The sequence below is a fragment of the Bradyrhizobium sp. INPA03-11B genome (genome assembly GCF_040446015.1).
GTDB classification, from domain to species: Bacteria; Pseudomonadota; Alphaproteobacteria; order Rhizobiales; family Xanthobacteraceae; genus Bradyrhizobium; species Bradyrhizobium macuxiense_A.
Map to the genome: position 1 here is coordinate 18,168 of NZ_JASGSR010000008.1, position 24,764 is coordinate 42,931.

Consider the following 24,764-nt stretch of genomic DNA (forward strand, 5'->3'; position numbering starts at 1 on the left):
TGCTCCGGTGCGACTATCGCGACGTCAGGCGCTGCCGTTCCTCATCCGTTAGCTGCCGCGCCTGCTCCGCGGTCAGGTTGCCACTGCCGACCACGCGAAACATGCTGTTCGGATCATAGCTCTGCCGCTCGTTGCCGTCGCGGCGTCGCTCGTTGCCGCCAGGATCCGACACCCCGTCGTCGCCGCCATATCCGAGCACCTCGACAATGATGACCGAGGGCTGTCCAGTATTGGCGGCCGGTGCCGCCGTCGTTGGTTGCTGGGCCGCGCCCGCAGTGTTGTTCGCCGCGGTCAACGCGCCCACCGGTGGCCCCTGCACCACCGGCACACCGACCGACGTGCCCTGCACCTGGATGTTGGCGACGTTGAGCACCTGGAGCGCTTCGAGGGTGAGATTGCCCGACACGCGAATTCCGGCCTCACCGGCATCGATCGTACCGTGCGGCGCGAACAGATCGACGTTGCCGGGGGGAACACCGGGAACACCAATCAGGGTTGCGATACCTGCGCCGGTTTGCGGCGTGTTCGGCGTCTTGGCTGCGCGGCCATACTGATCGTAGACGACCAGGGGCGGCGATGTCACGATCGAGGTCTGCTTGCCCTTGCCGGCGTTGAGGTCGCCATTGGTCGAGAACATCAGGATATCGCCGCCGAGTTCGGTGAAGACGCGCGACTGCGCCACCACTACGCTGCGATCGGTGAAGATGTTGACGTCGCCGCCTTCGAGCGTCAGCAGACCGGGGCGCGCGGTGTCGGTCTGCCCGGTCAAATCGGGCGTCTGGTTTTCGATGCCAAGCGACACGCCGCCGCCGGGCGCCAGGATGTTGATGCTGCCACCCTGCTCGGTGCGGATGCGTGCGAGCTGGAACAGCGACAGGTTGCCGGCATAGGCCGTGGTGGTACCTCCGATCACGCTGCCCGGAAACAGGGTCTGGATCGCCCGGTAGGCGCGATCGTAACCCTTGCCGCCGGCACCTTTTCCGTTTGCCGCCGTCTCGCCGCCCGCCTTGAGCTCGGCGAAATACACCTGCTCGATGAACGGCAATTGTGCGGCCGGGGCGAGCGCGCGGAAGTCGGCGAGAGCCTGGTCGCGACCAAGCGCGGCGCCCTCGATCATGGTCATGTAGCTGGTGAGCTGCGCGAGATAGCCTTGCGTCGTCGCATCCGTGTTGCGCGGATCGAAATAGAGGTTGATGAAGGCCGCGTTGTCGGGGCCGTTGGCGCCGATGCCGACCGCAACACCGATCGAGGCACCTGTCGCCGGCAGCAGCGGATTGTCCGCGTTGCCGACCGACGTGATGCCAACGCCCTGCGTTTTAAACTGGCCCAACTGCGCGACAATGTCGCGACCTGCAAGGACGGACAGCGCGCCGGGTCCCTCCACGCGAATGTTGAAGAAGTCTGGATAGGCCAGGCTGCAGGGCTGGCAGCTCGCAATGTCGCGCCCGGCCTGCACCAGCGAGGCGTCGCCGGGCCCGGCATTCTCGATGTTGATGATCGGCTGGATGATATCGAGGCCGGCGCGCACCTGCGTGCGCTCCGACGTCGCCAGCGCGAGCTTTGTCAGGCTGCCCTGAACCGCATAGACATGGACGGTATGCGGATCGTTGAACTGCACCAGGTTCGATGGCACCGACAAAGGGCCGCTGAACGTGTCGGAGGGAGACGGATTGAAGAATGTGCTCGCGTAATCACTGCCCGCCGGCGCGGAGGCGCCGTTGACCTGGGCGGTCAGATCGGCCGCCGTCATGCTGACGCCGAAACCGACGATGTCCTGCTGGGCCAGTAAATCGACGCGGGCCGTCGGCGCCGCCAACGCAGCCAAGTAATTGAAGCCGAAGCTGCTCTGCTGAATCTTGCCGGCCCGGATGGAGCCGCCAGCCGCCGTCAATTCGAAGATTGGTGGCGCGAAATCACCATGCACAGTGATGTCGCCGCCCGACGTGAACTCGCTCAGGGCGCTGTTGGCCGTCATGCTGGTGAAGAAGCCGTAGGGCGCCTGCGCGGTATAATAGAATGAGGGAGGCCCATTTCCTTCGAGACCGGCCGGGATGGGATAGCCGCCGCTGCTCGATGGATCGCGCTGCTGCGTCATCCGCGTGGGATCGCCGACGATCGCATTGATTCCCCGGCGAGACACCACATTGAACTGGGCGTCCCCGATCAACAGATCCACGCGTGCAATCGCCAGAGAACTGGCGCTCAGCGGCGCCATCCCGATCTCGCCGGCCTGGATGTCGGCTGTCCCCTGCCCGACCAGCAGATTGGCGTAGTTGATGCCGCGCCCGACCGTCAGCGAGAGACTGCCGCCGCCGTACACCGACAATGCACCGCCGGCGGTCAATCCGCCAGTCGTCGGCACGCTGATGTCGACATTCCTGAGGTCGCCGTCGACAGCGACCCGGACGTTACCTCCTCCCAACGCACCAAGTCCCCTGAACGCGGCCACCGACGGGAATGAATCAGATCCGTAGTCGAGATAAGGTTGATAGTAAGTGCCGAAATTGAGGAACCAGGTCGGGCTGGCGGCTAACGGTTCAGTCCACAACCAATAGGTATCGAGCGCAGTGGCCGCGTAGTCGTTCACCTGACCGTCGTGGGTGTCGGCGCCGATCAGGCTGCCATGCACCTTGACCGTGAGATTGCCGCCGCCAGTCTGATAACTTGGATGGAACGCTTGTACCGGATAGGACGCATCGTACGGCACTTGATTGAAGTTTGCGTCATAGCCATACCCGAGATAGGTATCGTACACGTACGTGAAGGCTGACAGAATCGGGGAGCGCGAGGGTACCGCGAAATTCGGCGTGGCCTGCTCACCCGCGGTATAGATGCCGAACGCGGTCTGGACGTCGATGTTGCCGGCCGCAGCGAGTTCGAGGTTGCGGGTGCCCGTGCGCACCACGCTTGGAATCTGCACGATGATGCCGCTGTCATTGACATTGGCGTCGATCAGATAAGGTGCCGCGAACACGATCGAGCCTGGCTCGGGATTGGCCGCTGTCGCGGCGGGACGCAGCACGGTCGGCACGATCGCCAGCGGATCGGCGCCGGTGAGATCCGCGCCTGCAACCAGGCGCAGCGTTGCTGATCCGGAGCCTGCCGGCAGCGGTGCCGCGATGGCGAAGATCTTGCCGTCCGGCGAGTCCACCGGCGCGGCAAAGCCGTCACTGAGGCTGCCATTGATCAGCAGGTTTCCGGCCGCGCGCAACGTCAACACCATCGCTTCACCATTGTAGCGGTAGGTGTGCAGATCGATGCCGGAATTGGTTTTGGACGGACTTTGCAACAGCTGGAGATCGCCACTGCTGCGCAGCTCGATGCCCGGCATCAGGTGGAACGCGGTGACGGCGGTGCCGGCCAGCGTCCCGATCCCGGTCTTGATGCTTGCAGCAGCGATATAGGCCTGCGCATCGGTATCGGCCGTCGCCAGACTGGCGTCGACATAAGGCGTGCCGGTGACGTCATAGACCTTGACCGCCTCGACATCGATCTCGTGTGCGCCGACGACCTGGACTCCGTTGTTGCTGATGCGCACGCCGGTGGTGCCGTCGCCGTTCGCCATTCGTGGCACGCGCAGCCAGACCTGTCCGCCATTAAGCGCGATGTTCGGGTCGGCACCCGCGACATTGATCACCGGCGTGCTGCTGCCGTCCGCATCAAACGTCATCGTGCCGGTACTGGTACCGGCGAGGCCGAGGAACACGGTGCCGCCCTTCGCCGCGGTCGTGCCCGCATTGAGCACCGCATGCGCACCGAGCTTCAGGTTGTCGCCGGCGATGAGGCGGATGGTGGCATCGCTGCCGCCGCTAGCATCGATCAGGCCTGCGATGGTGATGTTGCCGCTGCTCGCTGTCAGCTCGACGTCACGGGCGGTGACGTTGCCGACATTGATGTCGCCGTTCGCCAGCGTCAGCGCCTGCTCGCCCGAGAAACCCGCGATGCTGCCGAGCAGCGCGCTCGCGTTGCCCGAATTGACCGTGATGATCGCCTTGCCGCCGGCGTAGCGTGGATCGGCGCTGGCCAGCAACTGCCCGTCGAGATGGGCAGTCCCGTTCGGTGCGACGATGGTGAGCGTCCCGGCGTTGCCGCCCTGGTCGGAATCCACGACGTCGAGCATGGGCAACGTCACCGAGCCGAGCCGGCCGCCGCGCAGATCGACCACCGCTCCCGAAGCGACGGCGATATCGCCGTTCACGGTCTGCAGCGTCACGCTGCCGGCCGGCGCGATCCGCACCACGTCGAAGAACGGCGTCACCGCCCCGGCGACGTTGGTGACCGACCCGGCCTGCAGCGTGATGCCGTTCTGCGCGGTGAAGGTGATCGCGCCGGACGGCAGGTTGATGGTGGTGCCCTGGACGATGCTCTGCGCCGAGACCGAGAGCGTCGCGCCGTTGGAGGTGGCGACCGGCTGGCCGGCACCGCCCGGCAGCGCGGCAAAAGTGACCGTGCCGGCATTGGCGACGAGCTGCGTCAGCGCGCCGGCCTGCGCCGTCACCAGCGGCGTCGCGATCGTCAGACCTCCGCTGACGCTGAAGGTGCCCGGCATCACCTCGCCGGGGGCGTAGGACACCGAGCCGATCTTTTGCATCGTGCCCGCAGCGATCGGCCCCGCAAAGGCGACGCCGCCGATCACCTGCTGGGACGCCGCCAGCGTCACGGTGTTGAAGCCGCCGAACGCAAGGCTGCCGCCGCCACCCAGCGTCAGTTGAGTCGCATCGATCTCGAACGCGCCGTGCCCGGTTCCCGTCGCCGCAGCGTCCGTTGCGCCGCCGTTCAACGTGATCGTGTTGGCGCGGAGCCTGACGCTGTCGGCGGCGGCACCAAATCCGTTGATCACTGGCGCGCTCAACGTCAGCGCCGCGAGCAAAGGCTGACCGGTCACAGGATCCAGATCACCGAGATCGACGGAGCCATAGACGTTGGCCGCGGAGGACGCCGACAGCATCAGGTTGCCGGTTGCCGGCAGATGACGCAGCGGATCGCCTTCGGACAATCGCGCGAGCAGGCTGGAGCTCAGGTTGAAGCCCGAAGCGCCCCCGGTGCCGAAATTGATCACCGGCACGCTGACCATGACGGTCGGCGCCGCGAGGCGGGCGGAAGGATCCATGGTGATGGTGTTCGAGGTGCTCAACGCCAGCACGCTGCCGCCGAAGATTTGCGCGCCCGCGCCGATGCTCAGCTTGCTTGCGCCGCCGCTCCCCGTCGGCAACGTGACCGGCAGCACCGGTGCGTTGGACGCCAGCACGAACGCCCCCGCTCCGCCTCCGCTGACACGCGCCAGCGCAATCGATCCCAAGGTCTTGCCGGTCTTCGGATCGTTCGGGAACAGAGTCGGGATCGCGCCGTACGACGTCGTGTCGATCTGCACGCCGGCGCCGATCGTGATCGCACTGCTCGCCGTCAGCATGATTTCGGGTGCGGTCAGCACCGCCCCGCTATCGATCTGGAGCCTCTGCGCCGCCGGCGTGATGGTCAGCACGTTGCCATACAAGCTGCGCGTGCCGCCGATCAGAATGCTCTGCGCGCCGATGCTGTCGAGCGCATTGGCCTGCAGCCCGGTCATGCCCGGCGCTGCGGTGCCCCCCGGCGCGAGGATCTCGAGATTGGAGGCGACGATATCGGCCTGCCCGCCCCGGCCGCCCGCCGGGGCCGTGAAGTCACCGAACCCGCCGGTAGCCGGCAACGACAGACTGTTGGTCGCACTGATGACGAGTTGCCCCGCATCGATCGGCAGATAGGGCGCCGCGATGCCGCTCGCGGCCGCCTTGGACGCATAGAACTGCGTCGCCGTGGTTTCGGCATATTGCGACTGCCGGCGGACGACTGATCCGGGCGTGACGATGTAGACCGAGGGAAGCGGATCGCGGAAGCCCGTGTTGGCGACCTCGCCGTAGCCAAGTACGCGGTAAGAGCCGTCACGCTGCACGAAATTCGACAGCCCGGTGGCGGAGGTCTGGTTCACCGCGACGGTGACCTTGAAGGCGCCGGGCAACAACGCGTAGTGCCCCGGCAGCAAGGTGTAGGTGCCGGCCGGCAGCCCGGGACTTCCACTCAGATAGACCTGCTGGCCAACCTGCAGGGCAACCGGTGCCGACGCGCTCCGTGTCGGATCGCTGAGCTGCATTTGCGGGTCGCGCGGCGCATAGCGGTTACCGAGGCTCGGCAGGATCGCGAATGTCTGGGTGCCGCTCAGCGTATCGACCGAGCCGCCGGCACCGCTGACGAACTGCGCACCGTAGATGTCGCCGCCGCCGGACTCGTCGATGCGCGCGGAGGCCGTCGTACCGGATGCTCCCTGGACCGTCAGCGCCCGGCCATAGAACGAGATCGTCTTGGCCGGTGGCGCGCTCATCGTGTTCGCCGTGCCGCTGTTGTCGTAGCCGTAGATCCAGTCGGTATTGCCGAGCGGCGCGCCATAGGGGATCAACGTGCCCCCCGCCGACACCGACGTGATGCTGCCCGCCAGCAGGTTGATCGCTTTCGTGCCGGAGGGATTATTCGGGTCTCCGAAGGTGATCTGCCCGAGCGGCGCCAACAGGACGCCATCCTGATTGATGGTCGGCGCGATGATCTGCACGGATCCGCCCGCCGACAGGGGTATGTAGGGCGTATTGCCGTTGCTGATAAAGCTGACCACGCTGTTCGGCCCGGTCGCCTGAATCACGAACTGACCAGCGGGTATGCTCGCGTATCCATTGGTGATCGGCCCAGTGCTGATCGGATAGATCTCCGTCCCGGTGAACGTCAGGTCGCCAGCAGTCGCCAGCGGGGTGGGCCTGTTACTGGCGTAACCGGGTGAATTTCTGGAGGCCGGCACCAGGCGGATGTCACCCAGGCTGTTGAACGATATGTTGGCGAAACCAGGCAGCGATACCGCCTGCTGAACCGGGGTGGAGAAATCGGTGAAGCTGGTGACATAGCTGTATCTCGCACCGCTGCGCAGCGTACCTTCGATGTCGATCAGGTTGGCATCGACCTCGAGATGCGCCGTACCAGCCATGGGCACCGCGCCGTAGCTGCCGAGGGCGACGTAGCTGGCGCTGGTATATTCGTTGACGTTACGCTGGCCGCCGCCGATGTCGACATAGGGCGCGCTGAGCCGGACGCTGGCGCCCGGCTTCGCGCTGATGTTGGTGGCGTTGATGGTCAGGCTGCGCGGCAAGACGAGATTGACGCTGCCGTCGAACACCAGCGCATCGACGGCGCCGAGCGACGCCGACGCGAAACCGCCGCCGGAGATCTGGTCGGCGCCGATGAACAGCTTCCCGAGCAGGTTGCCCGGGATCGCTTGCCCCGGCGACAGACCCGCCGACATCAGCGGCGCCGCCTGACTCACGATGGTCTGAAAGATCGGCTGGACGAATTGCGAGGCCCCGGAGCTGTCGGCGACATAGGTCCCGGCCATCTGATCGATCGTCAGACTGCCGGCCGCAACCCCGGCCCCACCCGCCTGCGCCTTCATGGTGGCGTCGAGCAGCAGGCCGAGCGATGCCCGGATCGCGACGCTGCCGCCCGGCGTCGCAACGGGTGACTGGGTCGCTCCGGATCGACCTGCGACCTGGAGGATCGTTCCCGACGCGCCCGACACGTCAATGATCGCCCCCGCCTGTGCCACGACGACGCCGAGCGGTTGCTCGCCGTAAGGCTGGGCGGCCGCATAGGGGTAGTAGAGCGACGGCTGAGTGTCCTGATTGATGTTGACCTGTCCGCCACCGAGCACCGTGTTCACCGGGCGCCCCAACGGGTCGAGCGTCGAGGTCACGAGCCCAGACGCCAACAACCGCGCGTCTGCTCCGATCCAGAGCGTCTGCGTCGCGGCATAGAACGGCCCATTGTAGGGCGGCGTACCAGCCACTGATCCAATCGGGACCCAGGGTCCGGGCACGCCGGTCAGATCGAGGTTGATGGTCCCGGCGGGCGCGTTGATCGTGCCGTCGACCGTGAGTTGACTGCGCGCGTGCAGGGATATCGCCGCCTGAGGATCGGCGTTGATCACGACGCCCCGCTGAACATTGAGATTGCCGTTGAAGGCGTCGATCGCGCTCAGGACCAGGTTCACCGGCGCTGGCAGCTGATACGAGGACAGCGTCCGCACCGTCGCGACGCTCGCGACATCGCTGCCGGTCGGCGCCGACACGGCTTGCGGATTCGGAATCAGATTGACCCCATGCAGCTCAAGATCGGTGCCGGCAACAACCGTCAGGTTCTGGTAGCTGTAGAGCGCGTGCTGGCTGAAGCCGCCGCCGGCAAAGAAGCCCGGCGACAGCCGCAGCACGCCGGCGGGATCGACCGGCGTGAGGTTGCTGGTCCCGTCGGCGTTGATCGAGCTGACCATGTTGAGCGGGAGGATGGCGTCTCCGCCGATCTGGATCGTGGGCGTCGCGACGCTGAGCGCGCCGCCACGGGTGAAGCCGTAGGACCGCAGAGTGCCGTCGAGATAGACTCGGCCCGGATAGGTCTGCGCGACCGTCGAGTTGCGCAGCGTCGCGCCGAAACCGTCAGCGATTAGCGTGATGTTGCCACCGGTTCCGACCGGCAGGCCGTTGCTGGTCTTGATCTTGCCCGTACTCTGCATCCAGCCGCCGCTCGACGCATCAATCACCGCGCCGGCATCGATCCGAACATTGCCATAGGCTGCCAGGCTGACGTTGCCGCCGTTATAGAGCGTCGGTGTGGTGGCGCTGCCGCCGACGAAATCGTTGACCCACAAGCCGCGCGTATCGATCAAGCTGCCGGAATGCAGCTCGACGTCGCCGGTGATAACAGTCGTTCCCCCGTGCGCGGCGTTGACGGTGACCGAACCGGCACGCGCCATCAGCTGGCCATCGATCGAAATTCCGCCGCCGATCAAGCCGATGCTCGAATTCAGGGCGATCGAACCGCCGGAAGCAACCTGAAGCCTGGCGCCGTTCACGACCCTGATGGCGGGAGATATGGCTTTGCTGACCGGATCGGTCACGCCGCCCCCGGCATTGATGGTGATGCTGCCATAGTTCGCCTGGTCGAGCAGATCGGCCGACAAATAGACGATCTGCTGCCAGGACGGCGGAAGCGGCGACGTCGCACTCGAAAGCGCCGGCGGCGCGGTCGACGGCGTGACGACCACGCTGGCGGGTATGATGCTCGCATCGGATGCCCCGAGGGTGAACGCGGCGCCGGCAGGAAGCGTGTTGGCGGTCCGCTGATAGGGCCCGTTGACCGTCGTCGCGACAACCGAGGCGTCGACCTCGGCAGCGTTCGCAATCACGCTCAGGGCGCCGGCGGCGCGTCCTTCGAGATAGGCCGGCTGATAGCGCTGATCAGAGAAAAATGGATTGGCATAATATTCGGTGACGCCCCAGTGGGCATGATCGACGGTGAAGCCGACCCCGATCGAGACGTAGGTCAGATCGGCAGGGGCCTGATTGGCGCTGTAGATCCTGCCATCCGAGCCGACCAGCCAGGTAACCGGCACATAGCCGGCCTGATGCGCGAGCGAGCCGCCGGAAATATCGATCGACGCGCCAGATCGCAGAATGGCATCGCCCGTGGAATAGGCGATCACCGTGCCTCCCGTGGTCAGCCGCTGGTCGATCGGCCGGTCGACCTGACCGAGCCATCCCGACACCTCCAGCAGGCCGCCCGCGGTGTAGACCCGATCCGAAGCCACCGGGTTGAGTTCGTGGACGTTCACCCACACGTTCTTGCTGGAGAGGATGCCGCCGCGTTGCAATGGCGAGTCACGCAGCTCGTTGGCGCGCACGTTGACCTGCACGACATCGCCCGCCGCCGCGACCGGCACGCCCTGCAATCCTGAAACGTCGATCAGGGACCCTGCGTCGACAAGAACACGGGCACCATCGCGGTTGGAGTTCGCGTTGATCTTGGCAGTGGGATTATCTTGCAGGTAGAGCTGGTCTCCGTAGCTCGATGCCTGCAGCGCCACGCGCCCGGACGGCGCGATGATCGCAGCCCCCGACTGCACATTGACGAAGCCGCCTTCGACGGTAATCTTCGACTGCGCCTGGGGCTGCGTGTCCTTCGCGGTGAGACCATCCTCCTCGGGGAGCACCGCGGTGACGCTGCCACGCGCGAGCTGCACCGCACCGGTCTGCGTCGACACAGCATAGTGCGTGGAGCTGTCGTAGCCGAACTCCCCCTGCAATCCCTGCTGCGCGGACAACAGGATCGAACCGGCCTGATTGACCGAGGTGGTCGCCACCAGCACGCCGGATTGCTGCAAATTCATACCGACCAGCGTGATGTTTCCGGTCGGTGCCGCGATCAGGCCGGTGTTGCTGACCGCGCCGCCATTGAGCACATTCAAAACCAGACCCTGCTGGCTCGTGCTGCCGCTTGTCGTGACATAAGCCGACGTGCCGGCGGCGAGCGCGGCCTGTCCACCCGGCGTCACGATGCTGCCGCCGTTCTGCACATTGGCGCCGAGCAGAAATACGTTCCCGCCTCCCGTGGTGACGGATGCGGGCGGCGCCGTGACGATCACGGCACCAGCCTCGACGATGACGTTGCCGGTTGGGCCGCTGCTGTTGCCGAAGATCGGCGCTTGCAAATTACCGGCATTGTCAAACGGCGAGCGATTGAGCAGGCCGGCCTTGAACTGTTGATCGGTGATATTGAGCGTCGAGGCCACCAGTGAGCCGACATTGACCTGGCTTGCGCCGCCGAAAATGATGCCGCTCTGGTTGATCAGCAGCACCTGGCCGTCGGCCCTGATGTTGCCGAGGATCTGGCTCGGCCCGACATTGCCGGTCACGCGATTGAGCGCGACCCAACTGCCGTTACCCTGCTGATTGAAGACGACGTCGGTCTGGGCGCCGACATTGAAGCTCTGCCAGTTGAGGATCGCCTGCGGCGCGGTCTGGGTAATCCCGACACTGGTGCGTCCGTTCGCATTCGCCTGGGTCGGAAGGTTGGCACCAGACCAGAGGCCTGATCCAGGCGCAACCTGCAGCCCTCCCGGCGCAAGACCATTGGGCACCGCCAGCTGCGGCAACGTCCGCGACGTACCAGCCGCCTGTGCGGCATTGCGCGCGGCCGCCTGCGCCGCCTGCATCGCCTGGATAGCCTGGGCCGCCCGGGTCAGTGCTCCCGAACTCTTCGCAGCCGCGTCTGCCGCCTGCTGGGCCGAAGTGCTCGCCGCATCGGCCGCGTATTGCGGCGCCGCGACCGCCCATGCGCTCCCGAACGGCCTCGCATCCGCAGGATGCGCGGCGAGTAACAATGTCAACAGGCTCGTGCCGGCCATCAACCCGCCACGGGACACCCGCGACGACCGCAGCAGTGCGGTCACGGCCAATTCACCGCGTGTATGGGGATGATGGGTGGCTTGGGCTCGAACCGGCATGACACGTCCTTCCAGCGAACATCGCAGAGGTCACACCAACGTGACGGGAAGCCACGCTCAAAACTGCATGGATTTTTTGTGAAAGTTTCGTGTCGCTGCAGAACGGTCGATCGAGGAATCGAACTCAGCTCAGCAGCACGATCCCGCCAGGCAGTAACCGCACACGCGCATCGAACGCCTGCTGGATTTGGGTCAGGATCTCGTCCATGCGATCGATCCGAAAACGGCCGCTGACGGGTAGCCGCGCGATCTCGGCGTTGACAATGAAGATGCGGCCGGGCCGGTAGCGGTTGATTTCCTCGACCACATCGGCCAGCGGCGTAAAGCGAAACAGCAGGAAGCCGCGTTGCCAGGCCGAGGCAACCTCGATATCGGCTTCGGCAAGGCTCTCCCCTCGCGTGTCGTAGCGCAGTTGCTGCCCTTCCTTCATCGCGGTCACCTCTGCGCCGCCCTCGACCTTCAGCGCGCCCTTGAGGCAAGTCACGCAGACCGGCCGCTCGCCGCCGGTCGCCACATAGCGCACATCGAACTGCGCATTGTCCGCAAGAATCCAGCGGTCGGCCGCGCGGACGCCAAAGCTGCGCCCGGTTGTGGCGAACGCCGCCTCGCCGGAGAGCAGCTCGATCCGCGCAACGCCGGGATCGGCGGGCCGCAGCGCGATGCTGGTTTGTACGTTCATTCGGATTGAAACATCGCCCGGCAGCGCCACGCTGCGCTGCTCGCCGGTGCCGGTCCGGTAGTCGGCAGCGAACTCCGACCAGGACGGCCACAGGCCGAGCGACGGACGCGCCAGTGCATAGACGCCCGCCGCCGAGGCCGCGGCCGCGAGCCCGCCGCCGAGCAATGCACGGCGATTGAGCGGCCGCGACGCGCTGCTCGACTGTCTCGCCAACGCAGCCGCCCGCACATTGCGGCCGGCCGGTGCAAGGTCTCGCCACAGGCGGCTCGCGGCGGCGAACGCGGCAGCATGCTCTGCGCTCTGGGCACACCAGCTCCGCAGCGCTTCGGCATCAGCCGCGGTGGCCTGTCCGGAGGTGAGATGCCGCACCCAGCCGACCGCCTCCCGCTTGAGCGGATCAAATCTCATATCGTCGTTATCCGTTGCGCTCATGGCCGGCGTCCGCCGCGTGCCTGCCCAGGCCGGGATATGGCTTTTCTCACCACCCCTCTCCCAATGACGTTTCCTGCCCGGCGAAACCGCATGTTATCCGCCGCTCCGACCACGCCGCGCCAGACAATATTCCTGTGCCCGCTGCAGCTCCAGATCCACCAGGCGCAAGGAAATACCGAAGCGGCGGGCTATCTCCTGCCGCGGCATCCGGTCGAGCCGTGCCGCGAGCAGAATTTCACGGCGGCGCTCCGGCAGCTCGTGCAGAATGGCTTCGAGCTTGCGCAGGTCGGAACGCGCGCGCGCCACCTGCTCGGGATCGGGCGCGCCATCGGCGATCTCCAGCAGCCCGTCGACCTCGGCGGCGCTCAGGGTGCGGCTATCCGCATTGCGCTGGCGATCACGCGCCGCGTTCATGGCGACGCCAAAGACGTAGTTGCCGGGATTGCCGACCGTACCGACCGAATCCACCTGGGCGATACGGAGCCAGGCATCGTGCAGCGCGTCACCCGCGAGCTCGGATGATCCCAGCCGCCGTGTCAGCCGGCGCTTGAGCTCATCATAGCGCTCGACCAGCAGACGTCTTATCAAGGCAAGGGACGCTTCGGTCATGGGCGTACCGGAGAACCGTTACAAGCCATCGTGACGCCGGATCCCTGCGGAACGACCACCAGGGTCACGGGCTGGGCAATGCCGACCGGCGGCGCCACGTGGACCTGCATCCGACGCAGAGCGCGATCGATGCCTGCATCGACGGTGGCGCTGCCCGCCGAGCCCAGCCGCTCGAACCGCTCCACATTACCGGCCGGATCAATCCAGAACTGCAACGCGATCCGATAACCGCCCGGCCGCGCATCGGCCTCCCCGCACAGCGCAGCCCGAAGCCCGGTTTGCAGCCGTGCATAATAATGGTTCACGGGAGCCGGCAGCGCCGCCTGCGTCGTGGCCGGTATCGGATAGAGGACGAAAGACGTTTCTCCGAGCACCCGCGCCGACAAACCGGTTCCTGCGAGCAGCCGCGCGAGCGCCACGCCCGCGGTCATGGGTCCCCGCACGGCGCTGGAATGCCGTCCGGCCGTCAGGTTGCTGTTGTAGAGGACGCTCCGACCAGCCACGTCACCATACTGCTCCAGCGCGGCCGCCAGCGGCTGGGCTGCGATATCGAAGTCGATTTGCTTCCCCTCCGCCGATGCGTTCGGCGCCGCCAAGACAATGGCACCGAACATCAGCGCACGGCACAGCCGGGCGCTCCGGGCCTGCGCTCGCGCATCCGGGGTCAACTCGACTCCTCGCGTTACAAGATTGTCATGGTCGGGCGGGGACCATAGGCAGACCGTGTAACAGTCTCATGTCAGGAAGATCGAATGGCTGGCATACGAACGATCACAGCGGCCAGCAGGTGACTGCTGCACGATACACTCAAACGCCAACCCAGCGTCATAAGCTGCAATCCCGCCGGTGCATCCTGGGCAGGAAATCGCGGCCGACCATGGTCGGCTTCACATGACGCGTTGATCGATCGAGCTGCGGCGCGCCGAGTGCTGGCTAGGAAAGGTTCAGTGCCTCGTCTCGCACCAACCGTAGAGGCTGCGAAGCAGCAATATCGTTCTCGAAGCGAACTTGCATTATTTCCAGATCGGCCTTACTGGTTCATCCAAGGTGCCGAAGGGGCGCCTTCCCGCGCAAGAGGCTCTCACCCTTCGACACTGGTTCGCTTTCCCCGTTGCGACACATGCTTCGAAAGGCATCGGGGTTACGACGACTCACTCGACCCTTTGTTCGGCAGAGCGGGAATGCCGAAATCCCAACGGAGGGTTGTCGTGCCTTTATCTCCATCAAAAGAAATCGAGCTTGCGTCGACACATGTCGCCGCTAGCGAGCTCCTGCGCGAAGTCAAAATCCGTGCCCGAATTCGCCTGAATGATCTGTCCAACCAAGTGCCAGATGCGATCTTCTATGCACGCTGGATCTCAAGGAAACGACGTTGGGCTTTGCCGGCATCCTGGAAGCTTGCGCAGGCGCTCAATATCGTTTCCACAGAACTTGGATTTCAGGATTGGGAGCACCTTCGCCGCGTTTTGGAAGGGCGAGCCCAACTGTCCGATGATTTGGGCGGCCTTTGGTACGATCTTCGTTGTCAATTCCTGCTCAACAGTTGGTTCGCAACCTATGCTGACGCCCGCTCGTTCTGTCGCCAAGGTGGTGAGCGGTTTCTGTTCCCGTTCGCAAGGCAGATCGTCGTCGGCGATGCTAATTTCGTTCGAATGCTAGGACTGGATCCCGCGTCACCTCTCTGGAAGGAGACGGGGAACGATCTTTTCACAAGCTATGGCACCCCCGCCTGGCGGGCCCTTTGCTCGGCTCGCCTGACGGCGACCCGTGGTCGCTTGCCGATTGGCCGCACGCCAACAGCGCGCAATCTTTGACCAGAGCGATACGTCTGCAGGGCGATGCGCCTTGAGACGCCTATGCACTCCCCCAATTTCGACCACATCTCAAAGAAACAAGAAAACATGTTCGCAGAATTCGCTACGTCAAACGACGGAACGCGCATTGCCTATGAAATCACTGGCTCAGGTCCAGCTGTCGTGCTTCTGCACGGTGGGGCTCAGTCACGCCAAACGTGGCGAGCTGCTGGCTATCTGGATAGGTTGAGCCCGAACTTCACCGTTCTGACTATGGACCTTCGCGGTCACGGTGACAGCGACAAGCCCGCAAGGGTAGAGGCATACGGCATTGAGCGCCACTGCCAAGACATTTTGTCGGTTGTCGATCACGCGGGCATCGAACGATTCTCGCTTTGGGGGTATTCTTTTGGAGCAAATGTTGGCCGCTATCTTGCTGCCGAATCCGAGCGTGTAGCTCGGTTCGTCATGGTCGGTGTGCCGTTCGGTCCTGGGGCCTCCGGCGACTTCCGCCGCATGGTGATGGGTGTTCGGGATCGCTGGATACCGATCCTGCGCGCGCAAAGCGAGGGGACACTCGATTTGGATTCGCTTACACATCCTGAGTGCGCTTATCTTCAGAGCTCCCGTGCGCAGCACGAAGTTCCCTGGCTGACCGCCATCCTCGACTGGCGCGAAATCGTCCCAGCGCAACTGCGCTGTCCAACGCTTTGGATCTTAGGCGAGGAAAATTCGGTGGCGCTGGAAAACGCCCGGAGCATCGGGTCCGCTTTGACGAATTCCAAGGTGTCGCTATGCACGATCGATGGACTGACGCACGAAATGGAAATGAGCGACATTGACAATGTTTTGCCGCGCGTCGAGGAATTCATCAGAAATACCCCCGAGTAAGGGGCCGATAGAAATTCGCCTTAACGTGTGGACTGGCGGCGATTGCGACAAGAAGGATCGCTTTTTGCCGCCAGGTCGCGTTTCCGAGCACCGGGGCTCGGGTCCACCCATCGCAATAAAGCGGCTGTTTGACTGAGGCTACGAATCCGAACGAGCAAGCGGCGAAGGATTCGAGTGCCACACCAAATTCGAGGATTAAATGACCGTCGTTTGACGATGAAAGCGCTTCCGATCCGCTACGGTTACATCCGGGCGCGCACAATGATGTCGGGAACTGACTGATTTATATATATTTTTTGGTAGCGGGAGACCGCTACAGCCCGAAACCCACTTTTGAGGATAGTGGGTCACGCATGGTAGCGGGGGTCCGCTACATCGCTAGACCCACTATTTTCGAAGCCCCGTTTTCCTATCGGAGGGTAGCCTAACTCGCGAAGTGGAACGTTGGTAGTTCGTCAAAACCCGCCGTTCGTACGCAATCCCTCGCCGCCGAGGAATGGTCTGCCAATAGGTTCAAATCCTGGGGCGCAACCACCGATACCGACATTCAGTTCCGGTTGCGGTCTAACCGAGGGTTTTCGTCGCTTTCGCGTCCGCCGGCCGGCCGGGCCGTCAAAGGCGTCGGTTTCTATACGTGGCCGATCCCGGACGTGCAGCAGTTCGTCGACTTCCATCAGGGAGCGAGCCGGAAGGCCCGCAAGGCTCGGCTGGCGCCCTCCCTGCTCCTGTTGGGCGGCATGCGGCATTAAGACATGGTGACCCTCGGCAGGTAGCATTGCCGCGACGCTGTGCCCGGCGAGCTGGGCGACTGGATCAGGTACATCCCGAAAAAACCATCAAGAAAGCGCCACACGGTCTCGCAGAAGCCGCTCCTGCTGGTCCCTGAAGGCCGCACTGGTCGAGCACGCCGACATCCTGGGCGATCTCACCTTCCTCGTGACCGACTATGGCAAGCCGTTCACCGAGGCAGGCTTAGGCAACTGGTTCCGCGATCGCTGCGACGAGGCTGGCCTGCCCCAATGCACCGCCCATGGCCTGAAGAAGGCCGGCGCCACGATCGCGGCCGAGACCGGCGCCACCACGCGCCAGCTGATGGCGATGTTCGATTGGGCTTCGCCGACGACGGCTGAGGTCCACACCCGCGCCGCCGCCGCGCAAAAGCGCCTAGCCGGCGAAGCCATGTTCCTCATCTCGCTGGAATTTGGTGCACCGACGGATGGATGCTGAGCCGACGGCAACGTTGCGACAGCCCCATAGGAACATATCGAGAACATTGTAGATCGAATGATTCGCCGGACAAGACCATATTGGCGCCGGCGCCGCGAGTGAGGGGCGCGCCTCCCGTTGCGGAAGAGCTCCGAAAGGCAGTCCGAATAGCCGGGGTGGGTGAACAGGGAGACGCCCATTGTATGGATGTCTTCATGTTACGATCCGCTTCCCGAGAGGGAACTACCTACCGAGGGGCCGTGAGGCCCCTTCGGCTCTTTTTAGCGCCCGCGTGAAAACGCGGGCGCTTTTATTTGCAGTATACATTCGGAAGCCGGCTACCTGACTGAAACGATCGCTTCCTCTGCCGCCGTCTCTGCGACAAGGGAGATGGGGAGGACGACCGGGACATTTGGGCACCTTCGCCGGTAGCTGATCCCCATTCACAGCTCGACCGCCCCGTGATTTCGACGGGCTTTGCATTGGGTCAATAGTGCGACGTTATAGCTTGCCCATGGCTTCAGATCCATCTTCGTCAATCGCAGTGTTTGTTCGAGGAAGATTGAATCTCAGAAATTTCATCTCTCGATGCTCGATGCACCCCTTCCCCTGTGCGTAATACGCTTGGAAGAATCTGAAATCTGTTCGATTGGAGGCGCGGCACTTCTCTTCGATGACCCTGCAAATCGCGATCTTCTTGTCGATCGGCGTCTTGATACCAAAAATGATTCCCTCGAGATCCTTGAAGTCGTAATGTGTGAGGCGGCTTGATGGCTCCATAAAATCATAACCCATCCCCGTCAGGATAAGACGCTGTTCCTTCTCATAATGCCAAGCTTGCAGCTTTCGCGTTATACCGTGATTGAACGCCTCCCAATATCGCTCGCGCCAGGCCTTTTCATCGTTGAACATATCGTCCGCGCAAATGCTGCGCCGACCGGCCCGGTCGGTAAACCAGCCGCGCGAGAGATCGGGGACTGGCACACGCCCCAATGAGCGAAAGAAGTCGACCGGAAGGTGTTCATTCTCGTAGACGACTTCTTGAAAGTAATGAGGCACGTAGTCGACGACTGGATCGGAGCCATTTGCGCCAGCAATCCGCCTAAGACGCAGGGACGGAGGCGATTTGCCGTCACCCACGTTGAAGATGAGACACGCCGCGGTGTGATTGTCGCCGTAGCTCCCCCAGACCGAGGAATCGCGGCATTCCTTCATGAAGCAGGCCGTGTACCAGTCGGGGTAAACCAGCGTTTCGAGCTTTCCGACGTATTCGATCGGAAACTCGAAGAGGACGAAGGCACGATTCGGCTCGAATGGCTCGTTTGATTTGTTGTATCGATCGATGAACTTGAGTTCGTCGAGCATGTATCGTTGCGCTTCGAAGAGTCCGGCGACGGCGCGCTCGGCGTCAGGAGCCTCGGCTGCCAGCCGCGCTGCGCTCTGGAGTACGAGATCCACCTGCTCCATCGTGTGCTTGAGATACTCGTCAACACCGGAATCCGGCTCCGCCTTCCGGGCGAGCCCGTGGTCGCTGTAATTCCGTTTGATGATCGACAGAGCCAGGGTGTGTACAGGTTGCAGATAGGCGGCAAGCTCCTCTCGCCGGATCGGATGGGTCATGGCCGACAGCGACCGGACCAGCTTCTTGATACTCTCATTTGCGAGGAATGCCTCGATCAGCTTGTTTATCCGTTCGGCATACTGGGGAGTGAAGGAGATCGCGTCGACGTTCAGGATCGGTATGTTTCTCCATGAAAGAGGTTCGCTCTCGCCCCCGAGGGATACGATCGAATACCCCCATTCGAGGCAAAGCAGATAGTGCCGAAAGAGGTTCGCCCACGCGATCTCGTCTCCCTTCCAGAAGATGTCCCGAAATCCTTCCATCGGGTCGTTCAAATTGTCGGGCGCAGCAAAGAAGATTTCCTGATTGAGGAGCTCGTTCTTATCGAGGAGGCGGCAAAGGGGACGGAAGCGATAGAGACGGTCTGTCATGGCGAGTCCGAAGTTCTCTCTTTTGGAGCAGCTGGAGCCGCAACTCCTACCTTCGAGTAGCACGCGCGGCTTAGTTTGACTGAGGTTGAACGGAAAAACGCTTCGAGCCTCATTCAGGACGCCTTCGCGTGCCCCCATTCGCGGGCCGCTCGCCGGCCCTGCCGCCGGTTGCGCCGGCTTCTGTCGACTTCAAACGGGGTATGCGTGCGCAAAGGGAGGCTTCTTGGGGGGCAGCCAAAGCAATCTCGGTCCGTGGAGAGCAACGTGGACATCGATTCCGGTTTCGAACCGGGAACGCTTTGGCAAACCTCGTCGAGCACCGCATGCAAACGCGCTGTCGTGGCGTCATCGAAAATGGCTGGCCCCAAGCGGTAAACGTATATCGTACATCAATCGATGTCTCACACGGGCAAGCAATTACTGCGACCGGGCTATGATGGCGCCCGGCATGACGAGCATCGCGGGTACCACCGCAACCTCGGCACTCGATAATGCCGTGAAATTCGGAGGCGGAGAGTATGTATCGCCGATTTTCCGACACATCTTATCGAAGCATTCGATCGCAAGTTGGATGGAATTGTTCGCGGATGTTAGAAAATCGTCGTGCCGACGCTGCATCGGATCAGTCAGCGGAGCCATACGCTGCTTTATAGAGTCTCGCATTACCTGAAAGGAATCCTTGCCGTTGATCGTGGGCGGGGCATGGTATGGCGGGGTTATCGGCTGCCCATCTTGGAGCCCGATGCACGTGTAGTCGGTTTCTCCTTTGATCGAGCAATTTATCTTGAAATGAGTAGCCGGCGACATCTGCATCTCTACCCTATTCCGGATGGCGGCCGACCGAACGACGAAGTCGTCCATCATCGGGCGCGCACTGCGGATGTGGCCGGGGTCGTTGTCGAGTTCGTACAATGCATAGAGATTGAACAGCCGATAGGCCATTGCCGTGGTCGTCACGAACAAAGCCTGGTCGTAGTTCAAGGACAGCGGCACCAAAGCGGCGGTCGTCGTATCGCAAGTCTCGAGGAGATATCTGTTCTGCTTGCGATTGGATGGATCCAGGCTTGCGTACTGGTAGATATCCGTGACGATCCCCTGCAGGTTTGCGCGCATCTGCTCCAGGACTTTTTCGTCCAACTGACGCCTAAGTTCGGCGGACACAAAAGCTTCGATTTCCGCGACCGCATTTTCGATCCACGTCTTCACGTCCGTGATTGTCGGATCTCCGAGAGCGTTCGACATCATCTGGCCGCCGACGTAGCTGATGGCGCCCTGCAATAGTGCCATTCCCACAAACGCAGCGACGGCCGCGAGTTCTTCCATGTTACGCTCCCCTAGGTTTGCCCACCACTTGGGCCGACAAGGACTAATCGAACAGCAGGTCGAAATTCTTAGTCGCCCGCCTAAGCGAAGCGCTTGGGCGTTTTAGTCCGGTGAAGCTAAGGATCCAAAGTTCCCTTCGAAAACCAATTGGTGATGCGTTCCAAGGCCTTTTCGCCCATCCGCCTGTTAATGGGTTCGGCGTAGGTTATGAACGTCGTCAGCGCCTCCTTCCATGTGCGACCGACGTCGGCATCCGACGAGTCGAGAACCAACGCTGCCGTGTCGCGCAGCGCTCCGACTTCCTTCTTCCAACTCGCGTACAGGCCAGCAACCGTTACGTTGGACATGGTGGGGTCCTTGCCGAAGAACCGCTCGAAATTGGCGGGATCGTCGAAGCCCACATTGTGCGAGGCCGACGCGATGACTTGCAGCGTTTTGACCGCGGATTTCACATTCCTTTTCATCGCGTCGATGTCGGCCACGAAAAGATCGAAATGCGTCGGATGAAATTCGCTGTGCTCGGTCAGGAACTTGCTGCGCAGATGCGAGGATAACCTGAGGAGAGTAAGGGCGCCGTCGATGTCCGCTTCCAGCTTGTTGCTGAGGAAGGGAATGAAATACATGTGCATCGTGCGGCTACCGTCGTAGTAGACGTAGTATCGCGTCACAATCACCCGGTACAATTCGCCCTTCGCGGATAAGAAGATCTGGTCGTTATCCACCGGCCCCTCGTCGAAGGCCGATTGCACCGCCCGTCCGATAGCTTCGGTGACGAATTGGGAGTTTTGGGAGTTCTTCTTCGAAAGTTCATCCTTAAATGTTAGCCAGTTCGTGGTCTTGCCTCGACGCGGCAAGATGCCAAAGATCGCGTAGACTTCCTCGGACCCTATGGACATCGAGGTGTCGTCTTCGAGCTGCTTTACGGCATTGCCAGGATTCGCCCCCCATTGAAGATGGACGAAGTGCTGCTCGATCTGATTCCGCTCCACGACGCTGGAAATCGCCTCGGTCAGACTCGCCATCAGGCGTGGAACGATCTCCGTGCCCACTTTCGCTTGGCCCGCCTTCTTTGCGGCGACGAGATCGTCGACTTCGATGTTCGCCGCCGCAAGCGCGGCGTGGCGCCTTGAAACGACCAGGTCGGACAGTTCGTTCAGGAACTTTGCGAGCTCGCCATCGGGGTCGATGTCGGCCGCAGCCTGTCCGTCGACCCGTCTGTCAAGCGCACTTACATCCAGCTTTATTCCGAGAACGCCCTTTTGAGGACCCGGCGGCTCGTCGAAGAAAAGTGTCACTATCCTTTTGTCGGTGCTGCCGTCCCGCTTGATCTCACGGTTCATCTGGAAGCCGAATGCCCCGACTTCCATTCCCGTGAACGAGTGGCTCAGTTTCAATCGTTCCGTATAGATGATGAACAGGATATCGCTCCCCTCAAGGTCGTCGTAGACCTGCGTCGTGAGCGAACGCCCCTGCTCGAAGCTATGGATGTCCCGAATGATCGTCAGGTTCGGGTTCTCGGTCCCGCGAAGCGAGAGAAACGCCTGTTCCAGAGCGTTGGCGATCAAGGCGTCTTCGCTGGCATAAGAGATGAATACCTGCGTCTTCAGCTTCTGCTTGGTCTCGGGTGCCTCGGTCGCCATCCAGCATCCTCCATCGGGGAGAATTCTGCCACGCAAAGACCGGTCGCGAAGCTGGGGATTCCCCGGGGCAATCACATCCAAGAACGAAGCGCTTCTTTCCGATCTTTCCACGGGAGAATGATCGAACATTGAGCGCGACCAGCGAGAGCCTCCGCCGAATCCGCGCTATCTCCGGAAACCAATCGCCTGTGATTACTCTCGACTTTGCAGGGCCGAAAGTCGTCGCCGGCACTCTAAGCGGGCACTCTAAGGATGTCGTTTGCGCTTTTCGCCTTTGGTCAGGCGCGGGGGCCGAATAGCCTCTCGACCGTTTCGTCTGCAACTTCGAAATGCATGCTGTCGACGGATCTTCCGCTGAAGCCAGCTCCCCAATACCATCCCTCTTTATTGAAGAATGGAGCCAATTGCAGGCAGCCTTGGTGGCATTGTTGCGATCCTTGGGGCACGACGTCTCTTCCGAAGTAGAGATCGATGGCCGTTCCCCAGCTGTGATTGGAGAAGGAGTTGCGGCTCGTCCGCTTCGCTCGGACGCATAGCATTCCGGCGGTCTTGACCGCTGCTACCACGTCGGGGATCTGCTGTTCGGCCTCCTCGAAGACACGTTTCAGTGAATCGACTGCGGCATCAAGACCGCTGACTTTGAATGGACCGACGTTTACGCCGGATACGATTCTATTCTTGAAGCGGCCGGTAACGGGACCGCACTCCCTGCTCTTGGCGCCAGGCTCTCCGAAGAGATCGAGCATCGTCGCCTCGCTCGCCGAAGTCAGATCCTCATTGAAGGAATTCGGCGGAGGAATGTCCACCCTTGTATCCGGCGACGGTGATCCACCCGCGAACATCCTCGAAGCAACTGGCGCTGACTTGAGTCTGATCGCTGTTCTAGCCATCGATACCTCCCTGACCAGCTGGCCCAAACGAAAATACGCGCGCGAGGGAGCCGTGAGTACTCGGGAAGTCCCTAGCGCTAGGACTCGCCTCGCATGTTGCTCGAGCAGCGCCCCGATGCCGAGCATTCCGATCACCGGCGAGTCGAGACAGGTGAACACGCCATCGCTCTCGAGCGTCATCCGTTCGATCCGGGTACTATGGCTGCGCGTCGCATCAGACGCTAACAAGCCAGGCGCGTGGCGATGCGTCCGCGCAAGAAGCTTCGGAACGCCCTCCAGACGATGCCGGCCTCGTACGACGTCGTGTACTCACATTTCCAGAGCCCGCAAAGAACGTGCCGCAGCAGAGATAGATTTTCGCGAAGTGTCCAACCGCCGGCCTCCAACGGAGCCAGGGCGCATTTCCGTCTTTCCGGATGAAATTGCGCGTCTCAAGCGAGAGCGATCTCCTCCTGCACTTGGCGCCACGTCGCGCCGGCCTGAAGACGGAAACTTTTGAATGCATCGATCTGCCCGGGAATGCTCCCGATGTGCTTGAAACCCAACTGCGACGGCATCGCCGGAGCCGATCGCCTCGATCTAGGTTTATGAGAGAGCCCGATTTCTTCGGCTACGTCCCTGACCAAGTAGTACGAACCCCAAATCCCTGATGCAGACTGATGAACTCCATCTGCGCAACGAGTCTCTGCAGGCGTTCCTCCACGCCGGTGAAACGCAGAAGATCCAATATCTGAAACCACGCCATGTTCATGGCATATTCCCGATGCAAAACGAAACTGCTTCGGCGCGATCCCTTTGCGGCGATACCGAAGGCGAGCTTCGCGAGACAATGATTGCCGCGGTTACGCAGCTTGAATGCGGCGTCCAATCCCGCGCGTAACGCGAAGTTGTGCCGTGTTCCGCCACGGGACCGGGCGGCAGCAAGCCGAACCCCATGATAGATCGCTGTACGGTACTTCCTCTGGCGATAGGCAATGCCCCGTGAGACGTTCAAGCCGGCTCTTGCGATCGAAGCTACCCCGGCTGTCCTTGAGCAACTTTTCTGTTTGATGAGGCGCACCGATCGCGTCCAAGACCGCGGCACGCCATCGCGTGACGCCGTCCGGCGTTCGTCAACCTTGCTGCGGGGTAGCGGATCGACTTCAAAAATATCGTACATGTCCCCCTTGATAAACAACATGTTCGGGCGATGCTCGAGCAGGTCCTGGGAATTCTCCGACGGAAAGCGGCGTTCGCCGACGTCGAGCTCGTAGGCATTCCAAAGCAGTGCTTTCGGATTGTTTTGCAGCAAGGCCTGACAAATCTCGAAATCCTTGCCCGAATAGCCGATCACGAGGACGGTACGGCCTTCGGTCAACGACCGAAACGTCGTCGCCTTCCAATTTTCCAGCGGCCGCTCCTGATCCAGCCTAAAGACCAGAGACACCGGATCGCTGGTGCAGCCGTGGATTTTGAAGTACCTGACATCAGAACATGCGGATTTCGCGCGGTCTTCGGAAATGATGGTTTCGAACCTGACACCAGTCGCTTCGAGAGCTTGTTCGATGAATCGATCGTAGTTCGTCGTGACCACGTGCCCGGGTTTTGCAGCTAGATAGGCGGCTATCGCCCGGTGAATCGAGTTGGGCGCTCGCGGAGGGGCCGACGCGAACATCTGCACGAGCCATTTTCGGATAGCGGCGTCATTGCCGTTGTATTGAAGTATGACTTCGAAAGCTGTTTTGGAGATGAATTTACGTAGGACGTCCTCCCTCGGCAATCCTCTGGAGAGATGCTTTGCGATCGCCTGAGTTACGTACTGGCCGTTCACGACCGAAGCCGGAGGAAACAGCGATACGGCGCTTCCGACGATGAGTGTGACGTCCTCGCTATGCAGGGCTTCGATGAGCTCCGAAACGACTGCCTCGTCCGACAAGGAGACGACACGGTCTATTGCGCGATTGAACAATCCGTCCAACGACA

At 62.2% G+C, this 24,764-nt stretch carries 12 protein-coding genes; 3 read left to right on the plus strand and 9 right to left on the minus strand.

All coding sequences use genetic code 11. From position 1 onward, the window contains the following. Positions 1 to 13 precede the first annotated feature (13 nt). From QMZ05_RS04990 to QMZ05_RS05005, 4 genes are all read right to left on the minus strand, one after another. Positions 14 to 11,293, minus strand: coding sequence for a filamentous haemagglutinin family protein (locus QMZ05_RS04990; protein ID WP_353699766.1), 11,280 nt, complete (start codon positions 11,291 to 11,293; stop codon positions 14 to 16). A 178-nt stretch (positions 11,294 to 11,471) separates the two neighbouring features. Further along, positions 11,472 to 12,458, minus strand: a complete 987-nt coding sequence (locus QMZ05_RS04995) for a DUF4880 domain-containing protein (RefSeq protein WP_353699767.1) — start codon at positions 12,456 to 12,458, stop codon at positions 11,472 to 11,474. Between the two features lie 93 nt (positions 12,459 to 12,551). Next, positions 12,552 to 13,067, minus strand: coding sequence for a sigma-70 family RNA polymerase sigma factor (locus QMZ05_RS05000; RefSeq protein WP_353699768.1), 516 nt, complete (start codon positions 13,065 to 13,067; stop codon positions 12,552 to 12,554). Beyond that, on the minus strand, positions 13,064 to 13,735 hold the full coding sequence (locus QMZ05_RS05005) for a secretin and TonB N-terminal domain-containing protein (protein WP_353699769.1): 672 nt from the start codon (positions 13,733 to 13,735) through the stop codon (positions 13,064 to 13,066). Before QMZ05_RS05005 ends, QMZ05_RS05000 begins: the two co-directional genes overlap by 4 nt. Positions 13,736 to 14,248: 513 nt before the next feature. Between QMZ05_RS05005 and QMZ05_RS05010 the strand changes: the two genes are divergently transcribed. The 3 genes from QMZ05_RS05010 to QMZ05_RS05020 all read left to right on the plus strand — a co-directional run bounded on the left by QMZ05_RS05010 (position 14,249) and on the right by QMZ05_RS05020 (position 16,978). After that, complete coding sequence (locus QMZ05_RS05010) at positions 14,249 to 14,881, plus strand: hypothetical protein (protein ID WP_353699770.1); 633 nt, start codon at positions 14,249 to 14,251, stop codon at positions 14,879 to 14,881. 42 nt (positions 14,882 to 14,923) lie between these two features. Then, positions 14,924 to 15,751, plus strand: coding sequence for an alpha/beta hydrolase (locus tag QMZ05_RS05015; protein WP_353699771.1), 828 nt, complete (start codon positions 14,924 to 14,926; stop codon positions 15,749 to 15,751). A 936-nt stretch (positions 15,752 to 16,687) separates the two neighbouring features. Continuing rightward, positions 16,688 to 16,978: an integrase gene (locus QMZ05_RS05020; RefSeq protein WP_353699772.1), complete on the plus strand. Its 291-nt coding sequence runs from the start codon at positions 16,688 to 16,690 to the stop codon at positions 16,976 to 16,978. A gap of 480 nt (positions 16,979 to 17,458) precedes the next feature. Here the strand turns inward: QMZ05_RS05020 and QMZ05_RS05025 are convergent, their stop codons facing one another. From QMZ05_RS05025 to QMZ05_RS05045, 5 genes are all read right to left on the minus strand, one after another. Next, positions 17,459 to 18,949: a hypothetical protein gene (locus QMZ05_RS05025; protein WP_353699773.1), complete on the minus strand. Its 1,491-nt coding sequence runs from the start codon at positions 18,947 to 18,949 to the stop codon at positions 17,459 to 17,461. Positions 18,950 to 19,366: 417 nt separating this feature from the next. Beyond that, positions 19,367 to 20,272, minus strand: coding sequence for a hypothetical protein (locus QMZ05_RS05030; protein WP_353699774.1), 906 nt, complete (start codon positions 20,270 to 20,272; stop codon positions 19,367 to 19,369). Between the two features lie 116 nt (positions 20,273 to 20,388). Continuing rightward, entirely contained in the window at positions 20,389 to 21,912 is a 1,524-nt protein-coding gene (locus QMZ05_RS05035; protein ID WP_353699775.1) for a hypothetical protein, read from the minus strand. A 278-nt stretch (positions 21,913 to 22,190) separates the two neighbouring features. Next, positions 22,191 to 22,718 (minus strand): M15 family metallopeptidase, encoded by a 528-nt coding sequence (locus QMZ05_RS05040; RefSeq protein ID WP_353699776.1) that lies wholly within the window; start codon positions 22,716 to 22,718, stop codon positions 22,191 to 22,193. Positions 22,719 to 23,412: 694 nt separating this feature from the next. Then, positions 23,413 to 24,759: an SIR2 family protein gene (locus QMZ05_RS05045; RefSeq protein WP_353699777.1), complete on the minus strand. Its 1,347-nt coding sequence runs from the start codon at positions 24,757 to 24,759 to the stop codon at positions 23,413 to 23,415. Positions 24,760 to 24,764 lie beyond the last annotated feature (5 nt).

What these genes read in the sequence shown, in the direction of transcription:
- QMZ05_RS04995 (WP_353699767.1), bottom strand. Translation starts at nt 12,458, where the DNA reads ATGAGCGCAACGGATAACGACGATATGAGATTTGATCCGCTCAAGCGG.
- QMZ05_RS05000 (WP_353699768.1), bottom strand. Translation starts at nt 13,067, where the DNA reads ATGACCGAAGCGTCCCTTGCCTTGATAAGACGTCTGCTGGTCGAGCGC.
- QMZ05_RS05010 (WP_353699770.1), top strand. Translation starts at nt 14,249, where the DNA reads ATGCCGAAATCCCAACGGAGGGTTGTCGTGCCTTTATCTCCATCAAAA.
- QMZ05_RS05015 (WP_353699771.1), top strand. Translation starts at nt 14,924, where the DNA reads ATGCACTCCCCCAATTTCGACCACATCTCAAAGAAACAAGAAAACATG.
- QMZ05_RS05025 (WP_353699773.1), bottom strand. Translation starts at nt 18,949, where the DNA reads ATGACAGACCGTCTCTATCGCTTCCGTCCCCTTTGCCGCCTCCTCGAT.
- QMZ05_RS05030 (WP_353699774.1), bottom strand. Translation starts at nt 20,272, where the DNA reads ATGGAAGAACTCGCGGCCGTCGCTGCGTTTGTGGGAATGGCACTATTG.
- QMZ05_RS05035 (WP_353699775.1), bottom strand. Translation starts at nt 21,912, where the DNA reads ATGGCGACCGAGGCACCCGAGACCAAGCAGAAGCTGAAGACGCAGGTA.